This window comes from Klebsiella sp. WOUb02 (genome assembly GCF_050058015.1).
GTDB lineage: Bacteria > Pseudomonadota > Gammaproteobacteria > Enterobacterales > Enterobacteriaceae > Klebsiella.
On record NZ_CP170106.1, the window covers coordinates 471,300 to 496,893 of the forward strand.

The 25,594-nt window shown below is 61.1% G+C and carries 14 protein-coding genes, 3 tRNA genes and 2 pseudogenes; 13 read left to right on the forward strand and 6 right to left on the reverse strand.

Features of this window, described 5'->3' with window-relative positions:
- Positions 1-7: 7 nt before the first annotated feature.
- From recC to recD, 4 genes are all read left to right on the forward strand, one after another.
- The gene (recC, locus tag ABOC21_RS04450) at positions 8-3,379 is read left to right on the forward strand and encodes an exodeoxyribonuclease V subunit gamma (protein ID WP_426812075.1); all 3,372 of its coding nucleotides are present in this window, start codon (positions 8-10) and stop codon (positions 3,377-3,379) included.
- A gap of 128 nt (positions 3,380-3,507) precedes the next feature.
- Positions 3,508-6,393 carry a pitrilysin gene (ptrA, locus tag ABOC21_RS04455; RefSeq protein ID WP_426812076.1) on the forward strand — a complete coding sequence of 962 codons (2,886 nt, stop codon included), beginning with the start codon at positions 3,508-3,510 and terminating at the stop codon, positions 6,391-6,393.
- The gene (recB, locus tag ABOC21_RS04460) at positions 6,390-9,935 is read left to right on the forward strand and encodes an exodeoxyribonuclease V subunit beta (protein WP_426812077.1); all 3,546 of its coding nucleotides are present in this window, start codon (positions 6,390-6,392) and stop codon (positions 9,933-9,935) included. Before ptrA ends, recB begins: the two co-directional genes overlap by 4 nt.
- Entirely contained in the window at positions 9,932-11,770 is a 1,839-nt protein-coding gene (recD, locus tag ABOC21_RS04465) for an exodeoxyribonuclease V subunit alpha (RefSeq protein WP_426812078.1), read from the forward strand. The genes recB and recD overlap by 4 nt, the downstream gene beginning before the upstream one ends.
- Positions 11,771-11,835: 65 nt before the next feature.
- On the opposite strand, the pseudogene argA reads toward recD, so the two are convergent.
- A pseudogene (gene argA / locus ABOC21_RS04470) lies at positions 11,836-13,168 on the reverse strand (amino-acid N-acetyltransferase).
- A 229-nt stretch (positions 13,169-13,397) separates the two neighbouring features.
- Between argA and amiC the strand changes: the two are divergent.
- From amiC to cobS, 6 genes are all read left to right on the forward strand, one after another.
- Positions 13,398-14,651 carry an N-acetylmuramoyl-L-alanine amidase AmiC gene (gene amiC, locus ABOC21_RS04475; RefSeq protein WP_426812079.1) on the forward strand — a complete coding sequence of 418 codons (1,254 nt, stop codon included), beginning with the start codon at positions 13,398-13,400 and terminating at the stop codon, positions 14,649-14,651.
- A 14-nt stretch (positions 14,652-14,665) separates the two neighbouring features.
- Positions 14,666-15,751: a threonine-phosphate decarboxylase CobD gene (gene cobD, locus ABOC21_RS04480; RefSeq protein WP_426812080.1), complete on the forward strand. Its 1,086-nt coding sequence runs from the start codon at positions 14,666-14,668 to the stop codon at positions 15,749-15,751.
- A gap of 334 nt (positions 15,752-16,085) precedes the next feature.
- The gene (cbiB, locus tag ABOC21_RS04485) at positions 16,086-17,045 is read left to right on the forward strand and encodes an adenosylcobinamide-phosphate synthase CbiB (RefSeq protein ID WP_426812081.1); all 960 of its coding nucleotides are present in this window, start codon (positions 16,086-16,088) and stop codon (positions 17,043-17,045) included.
- 53 nt (positions 17,046-17,098) lie between these two features.
- Positions 17,099-18,622 carry a cobyric acid synthase gene (locus tag ABOC21_RS04490; RefSeq protein WP_426812082.1) on the forward strand — a complete coding sequence of 508 codons (1,524 nt, stop codon included), beginning with the start codon at positions 17,099-17,101 and terminating at the stop codon, positions 18,620-18,622.
- The gene (gene cobU / locus ABOC21_RS04495; RefSeq protein WP_426812083.1) at positions 18,616-19,161 is read left to right on the forward strand and encodes a bifunctional adenosylcobinamide kinase/adenosylcobinamide-phosphate guanylyltransferase; all 546 of its coding nucleotides are present in this window, start codon (positions 18,616-18,618) and stop codon (positions 19,159-19,161) included. Before ABOC21_RS04490 ends, cobU begins: the two co-directional genes overlap by 7 nt.
- Positions 19,158-19,901 (forward strand): adenosylcobinamide-GDP ribazoletransferase, encoded by a 744-nt coding sequence (gene cobS, locus ABOC21_RS04500; RefSeq protein ID WP_426812084.1) that lies wholly within the window; start codon positions 19,158-19,160, stop codon positions 19,899-19,901. Before cobU ends, cobS begins: the two co-directional genes overlap by 4 nt.
- A 166-nt stretch (positions 19,902-20,067) precedes the next feature.
- Here cobS and ABOC21_RS04505 read toward each other — a convergent pair.
- The 3 genes from ABOC21_RS04505 to ABOC21_RS04515 all read right to left on the reverse strand — a co-directional run bounded on the left by ABOC21_RS04505 (position 20,068) and on the right by ABOC21_RS04515 (position 20,390).
- Positions 20,068-20,144, reverse strand: a tRNA-Met gene (locus ABOC21_RS04505).
- Between the two features lie 44 nt (positions 20,145-20,188).
- Positions 20,189-20,265 (reverse strand) — tRNA-Met (locus ABOC21_RS04510).
- 48 nt (positions 20,266-20,313) lie between these two features.
- Positions 20,314-20,390, reverse strand: a tRNA-Met gene (locus ABOC21_RS04515).
- A 214-nt stretch (positions 20,391-20,604) separates the two neighbouring features.
- Between ABOC21_RS04515 and mltA the strand changes: the two genes are divergently transcribed.
- On the forward strand, positions 20,605-21,702 hold the full coding sequence (gene mltA / locus ABOC21_RS04520; protein ID WP_426812085.1) for a murein transglycosylase A: 1,098 nt from the start codon (positions 20,605-20,607) through the stop codon (positions 21,700-21,702).
- A 67-nt stretch (positions 21,703-21,769) separates the two neighbouring features.
- Entirely contained in the window at positions 21,770-22,576 is an 807-nt protein-coding gene (gene tcdA, locus ABOC21_RS04525; protein WP_426812086.1) for a tRNA cyclic N6-threonylcarbamoyladenosine(37) synthase TcdA, read from the forward strand.
- A gap of 19 nt (positions 22,577-22,595) precedes the next feature.
- Here tcdA and csdE read toward each other — a convergent pair whose 3' ends face one another.
- Positions 22,596-23,036, reverse strand: coding sequence for a cysteine desulfurase sulfur acceptor subunit CsdE (gene csdE, locus ABOC21_RS04530; RefSeq protein ID WP_426812087.1), 441 nt, complete (start codon positions 23,034-23,036; stop codon positions 22,596-22,598).
- The gene (csdA, locus tag ABOC21_RS04535; protein ID WP_426812088.1) at positions 23,036-24,241 is read right to left on the reverse strand and encodes a cysteine desulfurase CsdA; all 1,206 of its coding nucleotides are present in this window, start codon (positions 24,239-24,241) and stop codon (positions 23,036-23,038) included. Before csdA ends, csdE begins: the two co-directional genes overlap by 1 nt.
- Positions 24,242-24,675: 434 nt before the next feature.
- Here csdA and gcvA point away from each other — a divergent pair.
- A pseudogene (gcvA, locus tag ABOC21_RS04540) lies at positions 24,676-25,594 on the forward strand (glycine cleavage system transcriptional regulator GcvA).

The following is a 25,594-nucleotide window of genomic DNA, read 5'->3' on the forward strand; positions in this document are numbered from 1 at the left end:
AGCGAATATGTTAAGGGTGTACCACTCAAACCGTCTGGATGTCCTTGAAGCGCTGATGGAGTTTATCGTCGAGCGCCAGCGGCTGGACGACCCTTTCAAGCCGGAAATGGTGCTGGTGCAAAGTACCGGGATGGCGCAATGGCTGCAGATGACGCTGGCAAAACGCTTCGGCATTGCCGCCAACATCGACTTTCCTCTCCCGGCGAGCTTTATCTGGGATATGTTTGTGCGCGTGCTCTCCGATATCCCCGGAGAAAGCGCTTTTAGCAAACAGAGCATGAGCTGGAAGCTGATGACCCTGCTGCCGCAGCGGCTGGATGACGACTCCTTCGCCCTGCTGCGCCACTACCTCAGCGACGATAGCGACAAGCGTAAGCTCTTTCAACTGGCGGCCAGGGTGGCGGATCTCTACGACCAGTATCTGGTCTATCGCCCGGAATGGCTGATGCGCTGGGAAGCCGATGAACGCGTTGACGGCCTGGGAGACGCCCAGCAGTGGCAGGCGCCGCTGTGGAAAGCGTTAGTCGAACATACCGCCGAGCTGGGACAGCCGCTGTGGCATCGCGCCAACCTGTACCAGCGCTTTATCCGCGCGCTTGAGGACACGGATGAGCCGCCGGCCGGGCTGCCGTCGCGGGTCTTTATTTGTGGCATCTCGGCGCTGCCGCCGGTCTACCTGCAGGCGCTGCAGGCGCTCGGCAAACACGTTGATGTCTACGTCCTTTTCACCAACCCGTGCCGCTACTACTGGGGCGATATTAAAGACCCGGCTTTTCTGGCAAAGCTGATGTCGCGCCAGCGCCGCCACCATCGCGAGCCGCGAGAGCTGCCGCTATTTCGCGATGCGGAGCAGGCTCCTGGTCTGTTTAACGACGAAGGCGAGCAGGATGTCGGCAACCCGCTGTTGGCCTCATGGGGCAAGCTGGGACGGGACTACATCTATCTGCTGGCCGGGCTGGAGCGTTACGAAGAGCTGGACGCATTTGTGGATATCGCCCCGGATAACCTGCTGCATAACCTGCAGTCGGATATCCTCGAGCTGCGCACCAAGGCGGTGGCGGGGCGTACGGCGCAAGAGTTCGCCCATAGCCGCGATAAGCGTCTGCTGGCCCCGAAGGATCGCAGCCTGAGCATTCACGTTTGCCATAGCCCGCAGCGCGAAGTAGAAGTGCTGCACGACCGGCTACTGGCGATGCTGGAGGAGGACCCCGACCTGACGCCGCGCGATATTATCGTGATGGTGGCGGATATCGACAGCTACAGCCCCTATATACAAGCGGTGTTCGGTGCCGCCAGCGGCGAGCGCTGGCTGCCGTGGGCCATCTCGGACCGCCGGGCCCGCGAATCGCATCCGGCGCTGCAGGCGTTCATCACGCTTCTTTCCCTGCCCGACAGCCGCTTTGCCAGCGAAGACGTGCTGGCTCTGCTGGATGTCCCGGTGCTGGCGGCGTGTTTCAATATCGATGAAGAAGGGCTGCGCTATCTGCGTCAGTGGGTGAACGAATCCGGCGTGCGCTGGGGCATGGATGACGATAACGTGCGCGAGCTGGATCTCCCCGCCACCGGGCAGCACACCTGGCGCTTTGGCCTGACGCGGATGCTGCTGGGCTATGCGATGGACAGCAGCCAGGGAGAGTGGCAGTCGGTCCTGCCGTACGACGAGTCCAGCGGGCTGATTGCCGAACTGGTAGGCAACCTGGCGTCGCTGCTGATGCAGCTAAACCTCTGGCGTCGGGAGCTAGCGGTTGAACGTCCGCTGGCGGAATGGTTGCCGCTGTGCCGGGGCCTGCTGGACGACTTTTTCCTGCCCGACGGCGAAACGGAAGCCGCGCTGGCGCTGATTGAACAGCAGTGGCAGGCGGTGATTGGCGAAGGCGCGCAGGCGCAGTATACGCAGACGGTGCCACTCTCTTTGCTGCGCGATGAGCTGGCGCAGCGCCTCGATCAGCAGCGTATCAGCCAGCGTTTCCTGGCCGGCCCGGTCAATATCTGTACCCTGATGCCAATGCGCTCTATTCCGTTCAAAGTCGTTTGTCTGCTGGGGATGAATGACGGCGTTTACCCACGCGCCCTGGCGCCGCTGGGCTTCGACTTAATGAGCCAGAAGCCGCAGCGCGGCGATCGTAGCCGTCGCGATGATGACCGCTACCTGTTCCTCGAAGCGCTGATGTCGGCCGAGCAGAAGCTCTATATCAGCTATATCGGCCGCTCAATCCAGGATAATAGCGAGCGCTACCCGTCGGTGCTGGTACAGGAGCTGGCGGATTATATCGGCCAGAGCCACTGCCTGGAGGGAGACGAGGCGTTGGACTGCGACGCCAGCGAGCGGCGGGTCAAAGCGCATATTACCCATCTGCATAGCCGCATGCCCTTCGATACGGCCAACTTCCGCGACGATGAAGAGCAAAGCTACGCCCGGGAATGGCTGGCTGCCGCCAGCCAGCAGGGGGAGGCGCACGGCGACTTTATCCAGCCGCTTCCGGCGGCGGACATCGACACCCTGCCGTTTGAACAGCTGCTGCGCTTCTGGCAGCATCCGGTTCGCGCCTTCTTCCAGCAGCGGTTGCGGGTAAATTTCCGCTCAGAGGAGAGCGAGATCCCGGACGACGAACCGTTCACCCTCGAAGGGTTGAGCCGCTACCAGCTCAACCAGCAGCTGCTGAATACGCTAATTGAACAGCAGGACGCCTCGGTGATGTACCGCCGCTTCCGCGCGGCGGGCGAACTGCCCTACGGAGCCTTCGGCGAACTGGCCTGGGAGGCCCAGCGCCAGGAGATGCAGAACCTCGCGGAACGGGTGGTGGCCAGCCGCCAGCCGGGACAAAGCATGGAAATCGATTTGCAATGTAACGGAGTCAACATAACCGGATGGCTGCAGCAGGTACAATCTGACGGCCTGCTGCGCTGGCGGCCCTCGCTGCTCAGCGTGGCGCAGGGAATGCAACTTTGGCTGGAGCACCTTGTCTACTGTGCTGGCGGCGGAACCGGCACTAGTCGGCTACTGGTACGTAAGGAAGGCGAATGGCGTTTCCCGCCGCTGGCGCAGGAGCAGGCGAAGGGATATCTTGATGAGCTGGTTGACGGCTATCTGCAGGGCATGTCAAAACCGCTGCTGCTGCTACCTGAAAGCGCGGGGGCATGGCTAAAAGCCTGTTATGACGCCGAAAAGGATGTCATGTTAATGGACGACGAGACGCAACAAAAAGCGCGCAGCAAGTTTCTGCAGGCGTATGAAGGCAATATGGTGGTTGGCGGCGAGGGTAGCGATGTCTGGTACCAGCGCCTGTGGCGCACCCTTGAGCCGGCTTACTATGACGAAATCATTGCTCAGGCGCAGCGTTATCTGTTGCCGGTATTTCGTTTCCATCAGTCCGAATAGAATTGTCATAGTATAAAAATTGCGCAGATGACGGCTCTTCAATTATCATGCGCAACGAATCACGGACTGATGTTTTTATCAACGCTGTGCTCAGCGCAGCGAAAGTTTGTTAATGGTGAGGTCCGTGAATGCCCCGTAGTTTATGGTTCAAGGTTATTGTAGTGCTGGCTGCCCTTTGGGCGCCGTTAAGTCAGGCAGATAGCGGATGGCAGCCCGTTCAGGAAACCATCCGCAAAAGCGAAAAAGATCCGCGTCAGTATCAGGCGATCCACCTCGATAACGGCATGATCGTTCTGCTGGTTTCCGATCCGCAGGCGGTAAAATCACTGTCGGCGCTGGTGGTGCCGGTGGGGTCGCTGCAGGATCCGGAAGAGCACCAGGGTCTGGCGCACTTTCTCGAGCACATGACGCTAATGGGCTCGAAGAACTATCCGCAGCCCGACAGCCTCGCCGAGTTCCTGAAAATGCACGGCGGCAGCCACAACGCCAGCACCGCCCCCTATCGTACCGCCTTCTATCTGGAAGTTGAGAACGATGCGCTGGACGGGGCGGTCGATCGCCTGGCGGATGCCATAGCCTCTCCGCTGCTGGATAAAAAATATGCCGACCGCGAGCGTAATGCGGTCAATGCCGAATTAACCATGGCGCGTACCCGCGACGGGATGCGCATGGCCCAGGTGAGCGCCGAAACCATAAACCCGGCGCACCCGGCGGCGCATTTCTCCGGCGGCAACCTTGAAACGCTGAGCGATAAGCCGGGAAAACCGGTTCTTGCTGCGCTGCATACCTTCCGCGACAGCTGGTACTCCGCGAACCTGATGAAGGCGGTTATTTACAGCAATAAACCGCTGCCGGAGCTGGCGAGTATCGCCGCCAAAACCTACGGCCGGGTACCGAATCACAATATCGACAGGCCGGTGATTAACGTCCCGGTAGTGACCGATGCGCAAAAAGGCATCATCATTCACTACGTGCCGGCGATGCCTCGCAAGGTGCTGCGCGTCGAATTCCGCATCGATAACAACAGCGAACAGTTCCGCAGCAAGACCGACGAGCTGGTGACCTATATGATCGGCAACCGCAGCCCCGGCACGCTGTCCGACTGGCTGCAGCAGCAGGGCCTGGTTGAAGGCATCCGCGCGGACTCCGATCCGGTGGTGAACGGCAACAGCGGGGTGCTGGCGATTTCCGCAACCCTGACCGATAAGGGCCTGGCGCATCGCGACGAGGTTGCAGCGGCGATCTTCAGTTACCTCAACCTGCTGCGCACCCAGGGCATCGATAAGCGCTATTTCGACGAGCTGGCGCATGTGCTGGCGCTCGACTTCCGCTATCCCTCAATCAACCGCGATATGGACTACGTTGAATGGCTGGCGGATACCATGATCCGCGTGCCGGTAGAACATACCCTCGACGTGGTGAATATTGCCGATCGCTACGATCCGCAGGCGATTAAAGACCGCCTGGCGATGATGACCCCGCAAAACGCGCGCGTGTGGTACATCAGCCCGCAGGAGCCGCATAACAAGAGCGCCTACTTCGTCAACGCCCCGTATCAGGTGGATAAAATCAGCGCGCAGACCTTTGCCGACTGGCAGCAGAAAGCCAGCGCGATTGACCTTAAGCTGCCGACGCTGAATCCCTATATTCCGGACGACTTCACGCTTATCAACAGCGATAAAGCCTATCCGCATCCGCAGCTGATCGTCGATGAGCCGACCCTGCGGGTGGTCTACGCCCCGAGCCAGTACTTCGCCAGCGAGCCGAAGGCCGACGTGTCGCTGGTGCTGCGTAACCCGCAGGCCATGGACAGCGCCCGCAGCCAGGTGATGTTTGCCCTCAACGATTATCTGGCGGGGATTGCCCTCGACCAGCTCAGCAACCAGGCGGCGGTGGGAGGCATCACTTTCTCTACCGGCGCCAACAACGGGCTGATGGTTAACGCTAACGGCTACACCCAGCGGCTGCCGCAGCTGTTCACCGCGCTGCTGGACGGCTACTTCAGCTACGTCCCGACCGAGGAGCAGCTGGAACAGGCGAAATCCTGGTACGCGCAGATGATGGACTCGGCGGATAAAGGCAAAGCGTACGATCAGGCGATTATGCCGGCCCAGATGGTGTCGCAGGTGCCGTACTTCCAGCGCGAGGAGCGCCGGGCGCTGCTGCCGTCAATCACCCTCAAGGAGGTTCTGGCCTACCGTGGCAACCTGAAGGCGAAAGGGCGTCCGGAGCTGCTGGTGATTGGCAACCTGAGCGCCGGGCAATCCACCGATATGGCGCGCCATATTCAGCAACAGCTGGGCTCCGACGGCAACGAATGGTGCCGCAACAAAGACGTGCTGGTGAACAGCAAGCAGCTGGCCATTTTTGAAAAAACCGGCAGCAGCACCGACTCGGCCCTGGCCGCGGTCTTTGCGCCGCCGAATATCGATGAGTACAGCAGCTCTGCCGCCAGCTCTCTACTCGGGCAAATTATCCAGCCGTGGTTCTATAACCAGCTGCGTACTGAAGAACAGCTGGGCTATGCGGTCTTCGCGTTCTCGATGAACGTTGGCCGCCAGTGGGGCGTCGGCTTCCTGCTGCAAAGCAGCGATAAGCAGCCCGCCTTCCTGTGGCAGCGCTTCCAGGCCTTCTTCCCGACGGCGGAAGCAAAGCTGAGGGCGATGACCGCGGAAGAGTTTGCGCAAATTCAGCAGGCGACGATCGCCCAGATGATGCAGGCGCCGCAAACGCTGGGCGGGGAAGCCTCGCAGTTGAGCAAAGATTTCGATCGCGGTAATATGCGCTTCGATTCACGTGATAAAGTAGTGGCTCAGATTAAACTGCTGACGCCGCAAAAACTTGCCGACTTCTTCCATCAGACGGTGGTGGATCCGCAGGGCATGGCGATATTGTCCCAAGTATCCGGTAGCCAGAATGGTAAAACCGATTACGCCCTGCTGCCGGGCAGCAAAGTCTGGGAAACCGTCAGCGCATTGCAGAAATCCTTACCCCTGATGCGAGAGAATGAATGACCGAAACCGCCGAGCCTCTTGACCCCCTGCGCTTGCCCCTGACGGGCGAGCGCCTGATAGAAGCCTCTGCGGGCACCGGAAAGACCTTTACCATCGCGGCGCTGTACCTCCGGCTGCTGCTGGGGCTGGGCGGAGAATCCGCCTTTCCCCGGCCGGTAAGCGTGGAGGAGCTGCTGGTGGTGACCTTCACCGAGGCGGCGACCGAGGAGCTGCGCGGTCGCATCCGCAGCAATATCCACGCTTTGCGTATCGCCTGCCTGCGTGAAACCGCCGCCGACCCTCTCTACGCCGCGCTGCTGGCGGAAATCCCGGACAAAAACCACGCCGCACAAACGCTGATGCTGGCGGAGCGGCAGATGGACGAAGCGGCGGTTTTCACCATCCACGGCTTCTGCCAGCGCATGCTCAGCCTCAACGCGTTTGAGTCCGGCATGCTCTTCGAACAGCAGCTGATCGAGGACGAATCCCGGCTCCGTTACCAGGCCTGCGCCGATTTCTGGCGCCGCCACTGCTATCCGCTGCCGCGCGAGATCGCGGCGGTTATCCACGAAGCGTGGAAAGGCCCGCGCGATCTGTTGAAATCCCTCGACCGCTGGCTACAGGGCGAAGCCCCGCAGCTGAAATCCCCGCCGGCGCAGGAAGAGACGCTGGCCGAACGCCATCAGCAAATCATCGCGCGCATCGACGCGGTGAAGCGGCAGTGGCGCGAGCAGGTGGGCGAGATTGAAAGCGTGCTGGAAAACTCCGGCCTCGACCGGCGTAAGTTCAACCGCGGCAATCAGGGAAAATGGATAGAGAAAGTCAACGCCTGGGCGCAGGAAGAGACGCTCAGTTACCGGCTGCCGGAGGCGCTGGAAAAATTCTCCCGGCCGTTCCTGCACGAACGCACCAAAACGGATGGCGAACCGCCGGTTCACCCGTTGTTTAGCGCGATTGAGGCGCTGCTCTCCGCGCCGTTGACCCTCACCGATCTGGTAATCGCCCGGGCAATGGTGGAGATCCGCGAAGCGGTGGCGCGGGAAAAACGTCGCCGCGGCGAGCTCGGTTTTGATGATATGCTCAGCCGCCTCGACGATGCGCTACGCAGCGAAAGCGGCGAAGCGCTGGCCAGCGCGATCCGGCAGCGTTTTCCGGTGGCGATGATCGATGAGTTCCAGGATACCGACCCGCAGCAGTACCGCATTTTTCGCCGCATCTGGCGGCGGCAGCCGGAGACGGCGCTGCTGCTTATCGGCGATCCCAAACAGGCCATTTATGCCTTTCGCGGCGCGGATATCTTTACCTATATGAAGGCGCGCGGCGACGTTGCCGCGCACTACACGCTGGATACCAACTGGCGCTCCGCTCCGGGGATGGTGGAGAGCGTCAATCGCCTGTTTAGCCTCAGCGATAATCCGTTTATGTTCCGCGAAATCCCGTTCCTGCCGGTGAAGTCGGCGCCGAAAAACCAGCATCTGCGTTTTACCGTCGACGACGATGCGGTTCCGGCAATGAACATCTGGCTGATGCCGGGCGAAGCGGTGGGCGCGGGGGATTATCAAGCCTTTATGGCCCAGCTCTGTGCTGCGCAAATTCGCGACTGGCTGAGCGCCGGCCAGCAGGGGCGGGCGCTGCTGTGGCGCGACGATCGCGCTCGGCCGGTGCAGGCTTCCGATATCACGGTGCTGGTGCGTAATCGCCAGGAGGCGTCGCTGATCCGCGATGCGCTGCAGCTTCTGGCCATTCCCTCGGTCTATCTCTCCAACCGCGATAGCGTATTTGAAACGCCGGAAGCGCAGGAGCTGCTGTGGGTACTACAGGCGGCGCTGGCGCCCGAACGTGAAAACACGCTGCGCAGCGCGCTGGCGACCTCGATTTTCGGCCTGAACGCCCGCGATATTGAAAACCTTAACCAGGATGAGCGCGCGTGGGATGCGCTGGTGGAAGAATTTAGCGACTATCGCCGCATCTGGCGTCAGCGCGGGGTGATGCCGATGCTAAGAGCGCTGATGACCGCCCGGAACATCGCCGAAAATCTGCTGGTGACGGCGGGAGGTGAGCGCCGGTTAACCGATATCCTGCATATCAGCGAACTGCTGCAGGAAGCGGCCAACCAGCTGGAAAGCGAGCATGCGCTGGTGCGTTGGCTGACGCAGCGCATCGCCGAGCCGGACAGCAACGCCTCCAGCCAGCAGATGCGCCTGGAAAGCGACAAGCATCTGGTGCAGATCGTCACCGTCCATAAATCGAAAGGTCTGGAGTATCCGCTGGTGTGGCTGCCGTTTATCGCCCGCTTCCGTAAACAGGATCAGGCGTTTTATCACGATCGCGACTCCTTTGCGGCGGTGCTCGACCTTGAACAGAATGAGGGGAGCCTCGAGCTGGCGGAAGCGGAGCGTCTGGCGGAAGATTTACGCCTGCTGTACGTGGCCCTGACGCGAGCGGTCTGGCACTGCAGCCTTGGCGTGGCGCCGCTCAGCACCCGGCGCAGCGATAAGCCGGGCGATAGCGATTTTCACCACAGCGCGCTGGGGCGTCTTCTGCAGGGAGGCGAAGCGATGGATGCCGCGGGGCTGACGGCCTGCCTGCAGGCATTCTGCAGCGCGGATATTGCGCTGCAAACCCCCGGCGTCGCCGATCGGCAGCCCTGGCAGGCTCCGCAGGAGGTTCTCCCCCCGCTGTCGGCGCGAATGCTGGCGCGTGCGATCGTCGATGACTGGCGGGTCACCAGCTACTCCGGGCTACAGCAGCATGGCCACAGCCCGGCGCAGGATTTACTGCCCCGTCTTGACGTTGACGCCGCCGGCGTGGGGGAGGTGATCGAGGAGCCGCAGCTCACTCCCCATCAGTTCCCGCGCGGGGCGTCGCCGGGGACATTTCTGCACGGCCTGTTTGAAAACCTCGATTTTACCCAGCCGGTTCCCGCCGACTGGATGGCGGAAAAGCTGCGCTCCGGCGGATTTGGCGAACAGTGGACGCCGGTGCTGAGCCAATGGCTGGATGACGTCCTGCGTACGCCGCTGCCGGGCGCCGATATCGCGCTGAATCAGCTCGCGGCGGCGGACAAGCAGGTTGAGATGGCGTTCTATTTACCCATTGCGGCCCCGCTGGATCCGCGGCGCCTTGACGCGCTGGTTCGCCGCTACGACCCGCTTTCGGCGCAGTGCCCGGAGCTTGATTTCCGCCAGGTACGCGGAATGCTGAAAGGGTTTATCGACCTGGTGTTTCGTCATAATGATCGTTACTACCTGCTGGATTACAAATCCAACTGGCTGGGAGACGATCGCGAAGCCTACACCCGACAGGCGATGGCGCAGGCGATGCGCGCGCACCGCTATGATTTACAGTACCAGCTCTATAGCCTGGCGCTGCACCGTTACTTACGCCACCGCATCGCTGACTATGACTATGAGCGCCACTTTGGCGGCGTCATTTATCTCTTTTTACGCGGAATGGACGGACAGGACGGCGGGCAGGGGATATTTACCACGCGCCCCGAGCGGCCGCTAATCGACGGCCTGGACGCCCTGTTTGCCGGTGAAGTTCAGGAGATCGCCTCATGACCATGGATGAGCTGCTGCTTGAGGCAGCAAACCAGCGTTTGTTACGTCCGCTTGACGTCCAGTTTGCGCTGATGGTCGCTCAGGATGCGCACCCGGCGGTGAGGCTGGCGGCGGCGGTGCTAAGCCGCGATGCCGGCGAAGGGCACGTCTGCCTGCCGCTCTCCCGCCTTGCCGCTGACGACGTGCTGAGCGGGAAAGCCGTCGACCTGCGCGAGCAGCTGCTGGCGCAGGCCGGCGCGCCTGATGACTGGTCGACGCTGCTGCTCTCTTCGGCGGCGGTGAGCCGCGGGGAGCGCCCGACGCCGATGATCCTCTGCGGCGAACGGCTTTACCTTAACCGCATGTGGCGCAACGAGCTGACCGTCGCGCGCTTTTTTAACGAAGCCAATCAGGCGCTGAGCGTGGATGAAACGCGGCTGGCGGCGACGCTGGATGCGCTATTCCCCGCCGGGGAGGATATCGACTGGCAGAAGGTGGCGGCGGCGGTGGCGCTGACCCGGCGCATTGCGGTTATTTCCGGCGGTCCCGGCACCGGGAAAACCACCACCGTCGCCAGGCTGCTGGCGGCGCTGATTCAGACGACGGATAGGCCCCGCTGTCGTATCCGCCTGGCGGCGCCTACCGGGAAAGCCGCCGCGCGCCTGACCGAATCGCTGGGCAGCGCGCTGCGCCAGCTGCCGCTAACGGATGAACAGAAGGCGCTGCTGCCGACGGAAGCCAGCACCCTGCACCGTCTGCTGGGTGCGCAGCCGGGCAGCCAGCGTATGCGCTATCACGCCGGTAATCCTCTGCATCTTGACGTGTTAGTAGTGGATGAAGCCTCAATGATCGATCTGCCGATGATGGCTCGCCTGATTGATGCGCTTCCGGCGCACGGTCGGGTGATTTTCCTCGGCGACCGCGACCAGCTGGCGTCGGTGGAAGCCGGCGCGGTGCTGGGGGATATTTGTGCCTGGGTTAATGCCGGCTATACCGTCGAGCGCGCGGCGCAGCTGAAGCGGCTTACCGGCCTGCCGGTACCTGCCAGCGAAGACGAGGCGGCGGGCGCCCTGCGCGACAGCCTGTGCCTGCTGCAGAAAAGCTATCGTTTTGGCAGCCATTCCGGTATCGGTAGCCTGGCCCGGGCGGTTAACGCCGGCGATCGGCGCGGCGTCAAAACGACCCTGCGTCAGCCGTTCGACGATATCGCCCTGCACCCGCTCAGCACCACCGAGGAGTATGAAACGATGCTGACGCAGGCGCAGGCCGGCTACGCTCGCTATCTCCAGCTGCTGCGCGAACGGGCGGAGCCGGAGGCGGTGATTGCCGCTTTCGGCGAGTTCCGGCTACTGTGCGCCCTGCGCGACGGTCCCTACGGCGTTAGCGGGCTGAACGAACAGCTGGAGCTGATGCTCAATCGTCAGCGGGTCATTGCGCTGCCGCGGCATTCGCGCTGGTATGAAGGCCGCCCGGTGATGATCTCGCGCAACGATAGCGCGCTGGGGCTGTTTAACGGTGATATTGGGATTGCGCTGGAAAGGGGAGAAGGGCTGCGCGTCTGGTTCCCGATGCCGGATGGCAGCATTAAGTCGGTGCAGCCGAGCCGTCTGCCGGAACACGATACCGCCTGGGCGATGACGGTGCATAAATCCCAGGGCTCGGAGTTTGACCACGCGGCCCTGATTTTGCCTTCCCGCAGCGTGCCGCTGGTGACGCGCGAACTGGTGTATACCGCGATAACGCGCGCCAAACGGCGGCTCTCGATTTATGCCGATGAACAGGTGCTTACTCAGGCTATCGTGGCGCGCACCGAACGGCGCAGCGGGCTGGCGGACATCTTCGCCAGCGGCGGGTAGCCTCAGCTTTCAGCGCTTCGCCTTTCCCGGCCCGCGCGACGCTTAGCCGGGAAGGGGGCGCTCACTTAGCCGAGGTCGGCCATCATCACCTTGGAGCGGCGCTGATAGTTGTACATCTCTTTCTTACTCTCCGGCAGCAGGTCGATATCCACCGGCGTAAAGCCGCGCTCCTGGAACCAGTGGATGCTGCGGGTGGTCAACACGAACAGTTTGCTTAGCCCCATCTGTTTTGCCTGGGCCGCAATGCGGTTCAGCAGCACCTCCCCGCGCGAGGAGTTGCGGTAGTCCGGATGGACCGCCACGCAGGCCATTTCGCCGATTTTCTCTTCCGGGAAGGGATAGAGCGCGGCGCAGGCAATTGTCGTGTTATCGCGCTGGATGATGGTGAATTTATCTATTTCCATCTCCAGTCTGCTCGCGGGAGCGGCGTACCAGAATCCCCTGCTGCTCCAGCGGGCTGATCAGTTCAAGAATGCCGCCAATATCGTTGATGGTGGCGCGGCGAATCTGCTCGGCGCTCTCCATAACGATTTGAGTACCGATACCGTCGCGCGAGAATAGCTCCTGCAGCAGCGCGCCATCTTCCTGATAGCTGATCAGGTGGCAGCGACGCACGCCGCTGCGGCAGGCTTTCACCGCGCCGCGCAGGAAACGTACGGTGCCGGAGTTGTAATCCTCTTCCGCTTCCAGCTCCTCAACCCGCGCCTGGGCTTCGTTCGGGAACAGCTCGGAAACGATCTCGCCCTGCTGGTTATACACCCCCTGCGAAGAGCAGAAGCCGATCATTTTTTCCGCTTTCAGCTTAATAGCCAGCTGGGTGGCAATCTCTTCTGACGTCAGGTTAAAGCTTTCGCCGGTGACCGATACCGCAACCGGGCCCATCAGTACGATGGCGCCGTTATCAAGCTGGCGGTGGATCGCTTCTTCATCGATACGACGAATGCGCCCGCTGTGGCAATAATCGACGCCGTCATCCACGCCAAGCGGTTGGGCAATAATGAAGTTGCCGCTTACGACGTTGATGTGCGCGCCCTGCAGCGGGGTGTTGTTGAGGCTCATCGACAGGCGCGCGGTAATTTCCAGCTGCAGCATGCCGGCGGCCTGTTTAACCAGTTCGAGGGTTTTGGCGTCAGTCACGCGCGTCTGCTTGTGGTAAAGCGGCTCATGATGATGTTCGGCCAGGTTGGCGTCGATCTGCGGACGCGCGCCATAGACCACCACCAGGCGAATGCCCAGACTATGTAATAGACCAATGTCATTGACTATGCTGGAGAAATTTTCATGCTCAATGGCTTCGCCACCCAGCATGATGACAAACGTTTTTCCCCGATGGGCGTTAATATAGGGAACAGAATGGCGGAATCCTTCTACCAGTTCGGTGCGACGTTCCTTCACCATGACAACAACCCTCAATGCATGATTATTCGTAATAAGTGTATTTTTATTCTGTTTTCCCGCTAAACGCAAGCCCCAATTTGTCCCAAAACGGCGAAAGAACTGTGACTTAAAGCGCGCCACCAAAGATTGTTTACCCTTTTATTGATGACAGGTTATACGGCTTTCGTTAAAGTTTCTGGTCAATCTGTTTGTTTTAGATACGAATGCGTTTTTATTGCTTGGGAGTGGCATGCCGGGATACAAGTCAGGATTAAGCCGTCGCCGTTTTTTACAGGGGGCGAGCGCGATGTGGTTAATGAGCGTCAGTCCGGTTGGTTTAGCCGCCGTTGCACGAGTCGTCGCGGTGCGCGTCTGGCCGTCGTCAACCTATACGCGCGTTACGGTGGAATCCAACCATGTGCTGAAATATCGGCAGTTTGCGTTGAGCAATCCGGAGCGGCTGGTGGTCGATCTGGAAGGGGTCAACCTTAACTCCGTGCTAAAAGGTATGGGAACCAGCATTCGCGACGACGATCCCTATATTAAGTCCGCGCGCGTCGGGCAGTTCGATCCGCAAACGGTGCGCATGGTGTTTGAGCTCAAACAGAATGTGAAGCCGCAGCTCTTTGCCCTCGCGCCGGTTGCCGGCTTTAAGGAGCGCCTGGTGATGGATCTCTATCCGTCTACGGCGACCGACGTACAGGATCCGCTGCTGGCGCTGCTGGAGGATTACAACAAGGGCGATCTCGAGCGTCAGGTGCCGCCGGCGGAAAGCGGGCCGAAGCCGGGTAAAGCCGGGCGCGACCGGCCGATTGTGATTATGCTCGACCCGGGACACGGCGGGGAAGACTCCGGCGCGGTCGGCAAATACCGCACCCGCGAGAAAGATGTTGTACTGCAGATCGCCCGCCGACTGCGGGCGCTGATCGAAAAAGAGGGGAATATGAAGGCCTATATGACCCGCAATGAAGATATCTTTATTCCCCTGAAGGTGCGCGTCGCCAAGGCGCAAAAGCAGCGCGCCGACCTCTTCGTCTCCATTCACGCCGATGCCTTTACCAGCCGCCAGCCGAGCGGCTCTTCGGTCTTCGCGCTCTCCACCAAAGGCGCCACCAGCACCGCGGCTAAGTATCTGGCGCAAACCCAGAACGCCTCCGATCTGGTGGGGGGGGTCAGCAAGAGCGGCGATCGCTACGTCGACCATACGATGTTCGACATGGTGCAGTCGCTGACCATCTCCGATAGCCTGAAGTTTGGGAAGGCCGTGCTGCAGAAGATGGGCCGAATCAATAATCTGCACAAAAACCAGGTTGAACAGGCCGGTTTTGCGGTGCTGAAAGCGCCGGATATTCCGTCGATCCTCGTGGAAACGGCGTTTATCAGTAACGTTGAGGAAGAGCGCAAGCTGAAAACGGCGGCCTTCCAGCAGCAGGTCGCCGAGTCGATTCTGGCGGGGATTAAGGCCTACTTCGCCGATGGCGCAACGCTGGCAAGGCTTGGCTGATAGAAGGAGCGGAGATGGCCCTGTTACAGAGCGCCCACGGCGGCAATACGCGGGAGGCGGCGGCGCTTCTGGGCATTCAGCCCGAGCTGCTGCTCGATTTTAGCGCCAACATTAATCCGCTGGGCATGCCTGAAAGCCTGAAACGCGCCCTGATTACTAATCTTGAGCGCGCGGAGCGCTATCCCGACGTCGACTATCAGCAGCTGCACGAGGCGCTGGCCGAACACCATCATATTCCCGCCTCGTGGATCGTCGCAGGCAATGGCGAAACCGAATCGATTTTCACCGTCGTAAACGGCCTGAAGCCGCGTCAGGCGATGATTGTGGTGCCCGGCTTTGCCGAATATCGCCGCGCGCTGCGCTCGGTGGATTGCGCGATCCGCGAGTTCGCGCTGCGGGAAGAGGACGGCTGGCAGCTGACCGAGGCTCTTCTTGCGGCCCTGACGCCGGATCTTGACTGCCTGTTCCTGTGTACGCCCAACAATCCAACCGGCCTGCTGCCGGATCGCCGGCTGCTGGCGGCGATTGCCGCGCGCTGCAAAGCGCTAAGCATCGCGCTGATCCTCGATGAGGCCTTTATCGATTTTATTCCCGACCAGCCGGGGTTTATTCCTCTGCTGCGCGATAACCCGCATATCTGGGTACTGCGCTCGCTGACCAAGTTCTACGCTATCCCCGGCCTGCGCCTGGGCTATCTGGTCAACGGCGATGAACGCGCCGTCGCCCGGATGCGCGAGCGGCAAATGCCGTGGACAATTAACGCGTTCGCCGCGCTGGCCGGGGAGATCATTCTGCAGGATCGCGTCTACCAGCAGAAAACCCGGCAGTGGCTGGGCGAAGAGGGGCCGCGCTTTTACCAGCGGCTCCGCCAGATTCCCGGCCTGACGGTCTATCCGGGCCAGGCAAACTATCTGTTTCTGCGCCTCGATATGTCGGGCATCGACCTGCAGTATGCGCTGCTGCAGCAGCATATTTTGATTCGCAGCTGCGCCAACTATCCCGGCCTCGGGGCTGGCTATTTCCGCGTGGCGATCCGCAGCGCGGAGGAGAATCAACGCCTGCTGGCGGCGCTGGCGCAGATCCTTTCCCCCAACGTCTGACTTCGCAAGCCGTCGGCGCATCCGTGTGGCATAATGCCGTTCCTTATTAAGCGAACGCCAGAGCTTCAGGACGCTTTCGCGATAGAAACCAACGGGCGCCAGCGACGGGAGCAAAATTCTCCGCCGCTGCGATGCTGACGCTAAGCCAGAAATCCTGCCCGTTGGTCATCACCAACAATCTCGGTGGTAAGTAGGGTGTTCAGAGGCGTACCGGCGAAAGGATCCCGCGGCGCACCTTTATCCCCCCCGACCGCCCTGAACAGGAACCGGGTATGGCGGCAGGACTCCATTCATCTATTTCCGTACGCCGGCAGGCGCCTTCGAGGTTCGCGCGATGACGCTGCTTGCCTGGTGCGCTGCCTGGCTCCTCGATATCATCATCGGCGATCCGCCGCGCTGGCCCCACCCGGTACGCTGGATAGGCCACCTCATTACCGGCGTGCAACGCGTCGTCAGGCGCTATTGCCATAGCGACAGGGCGCTGCGCCTCGGCGGCGCGCTGATGTGGCTGGTGGTGGTGGGGCTGACGTGGGGCGTATCCTGGGGCGCGCTGACGCTGGCGGAGAGCATCCATCCCTGGCTTGGCTGGGTACTTGAGGTGTGGATGATTTTTACGCTGCTGGCCGGCCGCTGCCTCGCGGATTGCGCCCGGGCGGTTGAACGTCCGCTACGCGCGGGCGACCTGGCGCAGAGCCGCGAGAAGCTCTCGTGGATCGTCGGGCGGGACACGTCTCAGCTCCAGCCGGAGCAGATTAACCGCGCGGTGGTGGAGACGGTGGCGGAGAACACCGTCGACGGCATTATTGCCCCGCTCTTCTTCCTGCTGATCGGCGGCGCACCGCTGGCGATGGCCTACAAAGCCGTGAATACCCTCGATTCAATGGTGGGCTACAAGCACGAAAAGTATCGCGCCATTGGCATGGTCAGCGCCCGCCTTGACGATGTCGCCAACCTTATTCCCGCTCGTCTGAGCTGGCTGCTGCTGAGTATGGCGGCCTTCTTATGCCGCAACGATGGTCCCGGAGCGGTACGTATCGGCTGGCGCGATCGCTATAACCACAGCAGCCCCAACTGCGGATGGCCGGAAGCCAGCGTAGCCGGCGCGCTGGGGATCCGGCTGGGCGGTCCAAACAACTATTTTGGCCAGCGGGTAGAAAAGCCGTGGATTGGCGACGACGTGCGCGACATTTCAGTCGACGACATCCCCCGCACAATCCGGCTGATGTGGGTGGCATCAACCCTGGCGCTGGCGCTGTTTATGCTGGCGCGCTATCTGCTGGCCGGCGCGGCGTAAAGCGAAAGGTGAGTGTTAATGCGAAGGCGACAGAACGCGATAAAGGAGGCCTTATGACGCGGGCAATCATGTTGCAGGGTACGGCATCCGACGTGGGAAAAAGCGTGCTGGTGGCGGGACTGTGCAGAATATTTTACCAGGACGGCCTGCGCACGGCGCCGTTTAAATCACAGAACATGGCGCTGAACTCGGGCATCACCGCCGATGGCAAAGAGATGGGACGGGCGCAGATCTTTCAGGCCGAAGCGGCGGGCATCGCGCCGGACGTGCGCATGAACCCGATACTGTTAAAGCCGACCAGCGATCTCAGCGCGCAGGTGGTGCTGATGGGAAAAGTGGCGACCCATATGGACGCGGTGAGCTACCACGAGTACAAGCCGCGGCTGCGCGAGCAGATCCTTGAGGTTTACCGCAGCCTGGCGCAGGAGTATGACGTGCTGGTGCTGGAGGGCGCCGGCAGCCCGGCGGAGATCAACCTGCGCGATCGCGATATCGTCAATATGGGCATGGCGGAGATGGCGCAGTGTCCGGTGATCCTCGTTGCCGACATCGACAGAGGCGGCGTGTTTGCCGCCATCTACGGGACGCTGGCGCTGCTTGAGGAGCAGGAGCGCGCCAGGGTGAAAGGGGTGATCATCAATAAGTTCCGCGGCGATGTGGCGCTGCTGTACTCGGGCATCGAACAGATTGAAGCTTTGACCGGCGTTCCGGTGCTGGGCGTGCTGCCGTGGCTGGAGGTCGAGCTGGAAGATGAAGATAGCGTAGCGCTGCAGAAGGGAAAATACCTGAGCACCGCGCAGCGGGAGATTGAGATTGCGGTGGTTCAGCTGCCGCATACGTCCAACTTCACCGATTTCAACGCGCTGGCGGCGCAGCCGGACGTCCGCGTGCGCTACGTCCGTCATCCCCAGGATCTGACGACGAGCGACCTGGTGATCCTGCCCGGCAGCAAAAATACGCTGGGGGATCTGCAGTGGCTGCGCGAAAGCGGGATGGAGCAGGGCGTGCTGCAGGCGCATCGGCAGGGGATCCCGGTGCTGGGGATCTGCGGCGGCTACCAGATGCTCGGTGAGACCATCTTCGATGACGTGGAGTCCGGGCTGGGCATGTTACCCGGCCTGGGGCTGCTCAATACCGTGACGCAGTTTGCCCGCCATAAAACCACGACGCTGGTTGAGGCGACGATGGCGGCCGCGCTTCCGGGCTGGCTGGCGGGCGCCTCCGCGCTGCGCGTGCGCGGCTACGAAATTCATATGGGCGAAACGACCCGCCAGGGCGACTGCCGGCCGCTGCTGCAGCTGGAAAAAGAGGGACGGCCGGTGGCGGATGGGGCGATGACGGACGACGGGCTGGCGTTTGGTACCTACCTGCACGGCCTGTTCGACAGCGATGAGTTCACCCGCGCGCTGGTCAACGGCCTGCGTCTGCGCAAAGGCCTGGCGGCGCTGGATAGCACCCTCCACTACGCGCAGTACAAGTCGCAGCAGTTCGATATTCTGGCGGATGCAATGCGTCAACATATTGATATTGAAAAAATTTACCACATTATGCAGCAGCATCAGGAGCCATCATGCTGATTCTGGTTACCGGCGGCGCGCGCAGCGGAAAAAGCCGTCACGCCGAAGCGCTGATCGCCGGCTCACCGCAGGTGCTGTATCTCGCCACCTCGCAGATTTTTGATGAGGAGATGGCCGCGAGGATCCAGCACCACCGCGATAGCCGGCCGGCGCACTGGCGCACCGTCGAGGGCTGGCAGCATCTTGATCGGCTGATTACCCCACGCGGCGATCCCGACGAAGCTATTTTGCTGGAGTGTATCACCACCATGGTGACCAACCTGCTGTTTGCCCAAGGCGGCGACAGCGATCCCGACGGCTGGGATTATGCGACGATGGAGCGGACGATCGACGACGAGATCCACGCGCTGATCGCCGCCTGCCAGCGCTCCCCGGCGAAGATCGTGGTGGTCACCAATGAAGTGGGCATGGGGATTGTCCCCGAGAATCGTCTTGCGCGGCATTTTCGCGATATCGCCGGCCGGGTTAACCAGCGCCTGGCGGCGGCTGCGGATGAGGTCTGGCTGGTGGTATCAGGTATTGGAGTCAAAATAAAATGATCAAACTATTCTGGGCAACGCTCTCTTTTCTCAGCCGTTTACCGGTACCGGAGCGCTGGTCGCAGGGGCTGGATATCGACCGCTACGTTCGCGGCATTGTCACCTTTCCCGTGGTCGGCGCGCTGCTGGGGTTACTGAGCGGCCTGCTGTTTCTCGCCGTGCAGTCGTGGTGCGGGCTCCCGCTGGCGGCGCTGTTTGCCGTACTGGCGCTGGCGCTGCTTACCGGCGGCTTCCACCTCGACGGGCTGGCCGATACCTGCGATGGGGTGTTTTCCGCCCGTGGTCGGGAACGGATGCTGGAGATCATGCGCGACAGCCGGCTGGGAACCCACGGCGGGCTGGCGCTGGTTTTTGTCCTGCTGGCGAAGGTGCTGGTGGTCAGCGAACTGGCGCTGCGCGGCACGCCGATGCTGGCGGCGCTGGCGGCGGCCTGCGCGGCAGGGCGGGGGACCAGCGTGCTGCTGATGTACCGTCAGCGCTACGCGCGGGAAGAGGGGCTGGGCAACGTATTCATCGGCAAGGTGAGCGGGCGCCAAACCTGCGTGACCCTGGGTCTGGCGGCGATTCTGGCCGCCGTGCTGCTGCCGGGCATGCGCGGAGTGGCGGCGCTGGCGGTCACCGTAGCGGCGATTTTCATTCTCGGCCAGCTCTTAAAGCGCACCCTCGGCGGGCAAACCGGCGATACGCTGGGGGCGGCCATTGAGCTCGGCGAGCTGGTCTTCCTGCTGGCGCTGCTGTAGGTCAGCCTGCGCCATGGCTGCAGGCGGCGATGGCGCATCTGGCGATGAGGCCGGATCCAGGTATTGGCGCGAAGAGAGGTTGTGCGGCGCGGTGAACCGGCCGGGCTGAGGCTATCGTGCGGGGGACGCAGAAACAAAAAAACACCCGCCAGGGTGTTTATTGTGTTGGTTGCGGGGGCCGGATTTGAACCGACGACCTTCGGGTTATGAGCCCGACGAGCTACCAGGCTGCTCCACCCCGCGTCCGTCTTTACTCTTCATCGAGTAAACTTGCATCAGATTTTAGTTGGTTGCGGGGGCCGGATTTGAACCGACGACCTTCGGGTTATGAGCCCGACGAGCTACCAGGCTGCTCCACCCCGCGTCCGTCTTTACTCTTCCATCGAGTAAAGCTTACTTCTCTGATTTTAATTGGTTGCGGGGGCCGGATTTGAACCGACGACCTTCGGGTTATGAGCCCGACGAGCTACCAGGCTGCTCCACCCCGCGTCCGTGGATGCGCACTATACTCTGCTAACGTTTTGATGCAACCCTTTTTCTGCTAAATCGATAATTTTGTAATGAATGATGTAGAAAGAATCGTTTTTAGCGCGTTTTTTAGCCGATTTTGTATTTGTGCTGCTATCGCGCATTTCAATAGCCCTGCCGGTTTGTTATCTTCCCTCATCACCAACCGGTACTGAGCAGCAAAAGAAGAGATACCATGAAAGGATGTTGGGCAAAGTATGTGGCAACCGGAGCAATACTGGCGATGCTCGCCGGCTGCTCCTCGAAACCGACCGATCGCGGTCAGCAGTATAATGAAGGAAAGCTCACCCAGCCGTTTTCACTGGTTAACCAGCCTGATGCGGTCGGTACGCCGATTAACGCGGGCGACTTCTCCGAACAGGTCAGACAGATCCGCAGCGCCTCTCCGCGCCTCTATAATAGCCAGAGTAACGTCTATAACTCCCTGCAGCAGTGGCTACGCGCCGGCGGCGATACCCGCACGCTGAGCCAGTTCGGCATTGACGCCTGGCAGATGCAGGGCGCCGATAGCTACGGCAACGTGCAGTTTACCGGCTACTACACCCCGGTGGTGCAGGCGCGCCACACCCGTCAGGGTGAGTTCCAGTATCCTATTTACCGCATGCCGCCGAAGCGCGGCAAGCTTCCGTCTCGCGCCAGCATCTACGCCGGCGGGCTGAGCGACAGCTATATCCTGGCTTACAGCAACTCGCTGATGGACAACTTCATTATGGATGTTCAGGGCAGCGGCTATATTGATTTTGGCGACGGCTCGCCGCTGAACTTCTTCAGCTATGCCGGGAAGAACGGCTGGTCGTATCGCAGCATCGGCAAGGTGCTTATCGATCGCGGCGAAGTGAAGAAAGAAGATATGTCGATGCAGGCGATCCGCGAATGGGGCGAAACCCATAGCGAAGCTGAAGTTCGCGCGCTGCTCGAAGAGAACCCGTCCTTCGTCTTCTTTAAGCCGCAATCCTTCGCCCCGGTGAAGGGCGCCAGCGCGGTGCCGCTGATTGGCCGCGCGTCGGTCGCCTCTGACCGCAGCATTATCCCGGCGGGCACCACTCTGCTGGCGGAAGTGCCGCTGCTGGATAATAGCGGCAAGTTTAACGGTCAGTACGAGCTGCGCCTGATGGTTGCGCTGGACGTCGGCGGCGCGATTAAAGGCCAGCACTTCGATATCTATCAGGGTATCGGCGCGGAGGCCGGGCACCGCGCAGGCTGGTATAACCACTATGGCCGCGTTTGGGTGTTGAAAAACGCTCCGGGTGCGGGCAACGTCTTTAGCGGTTAACTCTCCTTTCTCCGGCTCCCCGACGGCACGCGCGCGTCGGGGAGCCTGCCTTTTATTCTGAGGTTATATGTCTGTTGTAATTAGCGACGCCTGGCGCCAGCGTTTCGGCGGTACGGCGCGTTTGTATGGTGAAAAAGCGCTGCAGTGCTTTGCCGACGCGCACGTTTGCGTCGTGGGCATCGGCGGCGTCGGCTCCTGGGCCGCGGAGGCGCTGGCCCGAACCGGAATTGGCGCCATCACCCTTATCGATATGGACGACGTCTGCGTCACCAACACCAACCGGCAGATTCATGCGCTGGGCGGCAACGTCGGGCAGGCGAAGGCCGAGGTGATGGCCGAGCGCATCCGGCTGATCAACCCGGAATGTCAGGTGACGGTGATTGACGACTTCGTGACGCCGGAGAACGTGGCCGAATATATGGGCGCGGGCTTCAGCTACGTGATTGACGCGATAGATAGCGTGCGGCCGAAGGCGGCGTTAATTGCGTACTGCCGTCGCTATAAGGTGCCGCTGGTGACCACCGGCGGCGCGGGCGGGCAAATTGACCCGACGCAGATTCAGGTGGCAGACCTGGCGAAAACTATCCAGGACCCGCTGGCGGCGAAGCTGCGCGAGCGCCTGAAGGGCCAGTTCGGGGTGGTGAAAAACAGTAAGGGCAAACTCGGCATCGACTGCGTGTTCTCCACCGAGGCGCTGGTTTATCCCCAGGCCGACGGCAGCGTATGCGCGATGAAAAGCAGCGCGGAAGGACCTAAGCGGATGGACTGCGCGTCGGGCTTTGGCGCGGCAACGATGGTTACCGCCACCTTTGGCTTTGTCGCCGTATCCCACGCGCTGAAGAAGATGCTGGCGAAAGCCGGGCGCCAGGGCTAAGCGCCGTTCTTATTGCAGGTTAAGCCTCGCGGGCCGCCGCGAGCACCGCCGCGCCCAGCGCGGCGAGTCCCTGGCCGCGAGAGGCGCTCAGCTGCGCACGCAGCCCCAGCTCATCGAACAGCGCCAGCGGATCGTGGTTCAGCAGCTCGGCGGCGCTTTTACCCTCAACGGCGGTCAGCAGCACGGCCAGCAGGCCGCGAACGATCCGGCCTTCGCTGTCGCCGAAGAAGTGCAGCCGACCGTCGCGCACGCTATGCCCCAGCCAGACGCGGTTTTCACAGCCGGCAATCTCCGTCGCGCGGGCTTTAGCCTCGTCCGCCAGCGGCGGCAGCTTTTTGCCTAACACAATCAGCTGCCGGTACTTATCTTCCCACTGGCTCAGCGGGGCGAAGGTTTGCCGCAGCGTCGCTTCGGTGATGGCGGTGCCAAACGGATGGTTCTGCAGGTTGGGAGTCGTCATTAGTCCACCAAAATTTCCAGAGCGCGGTCAACGGCATGCACCAGCGCGTAAACATCATCCTGGGTATTATAAGGCGCAAACGAGGCGCGCAGGGTTCCGCTGACGCCAAGCGCCGCCAGCAGCGGCTGGGCGCAGTGCTGCCCGGCGCGAAGCGCGATGCCGGACTCCGCCAGCAGCGTCACCATATCGCTGTGGTGCACGCCGGCGAAATCAAACGCCAGCAGGCTTGAGCTCTGACAGCGGAAGGAGCGGAAGCCGGGACGCTTCGTCAGCTCGTCTTCAGCCAGCGTCGCCAGGCTGCGGCTCCAGCTTTCGGCCTGGGCGACGTCCGTCTCCTGCAGCCACTCCAGCGTCGCGCTCAGGCCGATGACGCCGGCGACGTTTGGCGTGCCGGCCTCCAGCCGATAGGGCACGGGCTGGGTTTTAAAACCCGCGAACGTGACTTCGGTAATCATTTTACCGCCGCCGAGCCACGGCGACATGGCGTTCAGCAGCGCGCTTTTACCATACAGCGCGCCAATCCCCGTCGGGCCGTACAGCTTATGGCCTGAGAAGGCGTAAAAGTCGATATCCAGCGCCTGAACGTCGGCCGGGAAATGCACCGCGCCCTGGGCGCCATCGACCATCACCACCATTCCGGCCTCGTGCGCGAGGCGGATCGTCAGCGCCAGGTCCGGGCAGCCGCCGGTCACGTTCGACATCTGGCCAATGGCCAGCACCCGGCTGCGCGGCGTAATAAGGGAGGGCAGGCTCGCCACGTCGGGCAGGCGATCGGCGCCGATGGGCAGCTTCACCACCCGGGCGCCGGTTTGCTCCGCCACCATCAGCCAGGGAACCAGATTGGAGTGATGCTCCGCTTCGCTGACGATGATTTCGTCTCCGGGCCGCAGGCGCGGGCGAACGTAGCTCTGCGCCACCATGTTAATGGCCTCGGTGGTGCCGCGGGTCCAGACGATATCTTTGCCCGACGGCGCGTTTAGCAGCGCCGCGACGCGCTCGCGGGCGTCTTCATAACGTTCGGTCAGGCGCCGGGCGGCGGCAAACTGGCTGCGGTGCACGTTACCGGCGCTGAGGCGATAGAAGCGATCGCTGGCATCGATGGCGGCCAGCGGCTTTAGCGCCGTCGCCGCGCTATCAAGGTAAACGCCGGCATCGGCCAGAGCAGGAAACTGCGCGCGAAACTGAGCGGGATTGAATGCGTTCATGGAACTCCTCGTTGCAATACGCCGATCGTCGCGCAATTTATCCGTCAGGGCAAGGCTGACCAGCGCGGGACAGGGAATAGAGGGGAAATTGAGGGTAAAAAAAAGCACCGCGCGTTGCGGTGCTACATTAAATCACTATGGACAGACAGGGTAAATGTACAGGAAGTGAAAAGGGGTAGCTTAGCCACCATGGTCCGCAAAGACAGACCAATTGCAAACACAACAACACAACATCACAACCGTAAGCCAAAAGCTTGTTGGAACACGCATTCCAAAAAAAAGCTCTTCGTTCCGGCTCAGGAAGTGCGGCCACTATAGGTATTTTCTGGTAGAACCTCAACGGACAAATTATAATGTCTCAGATAAAAAAAACTAATAGGTTAACTGTTGTTTCCTGTTTGTTAAATTGCCTTAACATCTAAGCCAGAATAACCATGTCAAAGCGATTACCACCTCTGAATGCATTACGTGTTTTTGATGCAGCCGCACGTCATTTAAGCTTCACTCGCGCAGCCGATGAGCTTTTTGTGACCCAGGCCGCAGTCAGTCACCAAATCAAGTCACTAGAGGATTTTCTGGGGCTGAAGCTGTTTCGGCGGCGCAACCGATCGCTGCTGCTGACGGAAGAGGGCCAGAGCTATTTTCAGGATATTAAAGAGATTTTTTCGCAGCTGACGGAGGCGACGCGTAAACTGCAGGCGCGAAGCGCAAAAGGGGCGTTAACGGTCAGCCTGTTGCCCAGTTTTGCGATTCAGTGGCTGGTCCCGCGCCTTTCAAGCTTTAACTCAGCTTATCCGGGAATCGACGTCAGAATCCAGGCGGTGGACCGTCAGGAGGATAAGCTGGCGGATGACGTTGACGTGGCGATTTTCTACGGCCGCGGCAACTGGCCGGGGCTGCGCGTCGAAAAACTGTACGCCGAGTATCTGCTGCCGGTGTGCTCGCCGATGCTGCTGACCGGTGACAAGGCGTTGAAAACGCCTGCGGATCTGGCGCAACATACGCTATTGCACGATGCTTCCCGCCGCGACTGGCAAACTTATACCCGCCAGCCTGGGTCTAAGCCATATTAACGTCCAGCAGGGGCCGATTTTCAGCCACAGCGCGATGGTGCTGCAGGCGGCCATCCACGGGCAGGGAGTGGCTCTCGCCAATAACGTGATGTCCCAGTCTGAAATCGAGGCCGGCCGCCTGGTCTGCCCGTTTAATGATGTTCTGGTCAGCAAAAATGCCTTTTATCTGGTTTGTCATGACAGCCAGGCTGAACTGGGTAAAATAGCCGCCTTCCGGCAGTGGATACTGGCGAAAGCGGCGAGTGAACAAGAAAAATTTCGCTTTCGTTACGAACAATAA

Coding starts and splice junctions, on each gene's coding strand:
- mltA (WP_426812085.1), top strand. CDS start 20,605: ATGAAAGGATGTTGGGCAAAGTATGTGGCAACCGGAGCAATACTGGCG.
- cobS (WP_426812084.1), top strand. CDS start 19,158: ATGATCAAACTATTCTGGGCAACGCTCTCTTTTCTCAGCCGTTTACCG.
- csdA (WP_426812088.1), bottom strand. CDS start 24,241: ATGAACGCATTCAATCCCGCTCAGTTTCGCGCGCAGTTTCCTGCTCTG.
- recB (WP_426812077.1), top strand. CDS start 6,390: ATGACCGAAACCGCCGAGCCTCTTGACCCCCTGCGCTTGCCCCTGACG.
- csdE (WP_426812087.1), bottom strand. CDS start 23,036: ATGACGACTCCCAACCTGCAGAACCATCCGTTTGGCACCGCCATCACC.
- recD (WP_426812078.1), top strand. CDS start 9,932: ATGACCATGGATGAGCTGCTGCTTGAGGCAGCAAACCAGCGTTTGTTA.
- cbiB (WP_426812081.1), top strand. CDS start 16,086: ATGACGCTGCTTGCCTGGTGCGCTGCCTGGCTCCTCGATATCATCATC.
- cobD (WP_426812080.1), top strand. CDS start 14,666: ATGGCCCTGTTACAGAGCGCCCACGGCGGCAATACGCGGGAGGCGGCG.
- ABOC21_RS04490 (WP_426812082.1), top strand. CDS start 17,099: ATGACGCGGGCAATCATGTTGCAGGGTACGGCATCCGACGTGGGAAAA.
- cobU (WP_426812083.1), top strand. CDS start 18,616: ATGCTGATTCTGGTTACCGGCGGCGCGCGCAGCGGAAAAAGCCGTCAC.
- tcdA (WP_426812086.1), top strand. CDS start 21,770: ATGTCTGTTGTAATTAGCGACGCCTGGCGCCAGCGTTTCGGCGGTACG.
- recC (WP_426812075.1), top strand. CDS start 8: ATGTTAAGGGTGTACCACTCAAACCGTCTGGATGTCCTTGAAGCGCTG.
- amiC (WP_426812079.1), top strand. CDS start 13,398: ATGCCGGGATACAAGTCAGGATTAAGCCGTCGCCGTTTTTTACAGGGG.
- ptrA (WP_426812076.1), top strand. CDS start 3,508: ATGCCCCGTAGTTTATGGTTCAAGGTTATTGTAGTGCTGGCTGCCCTT.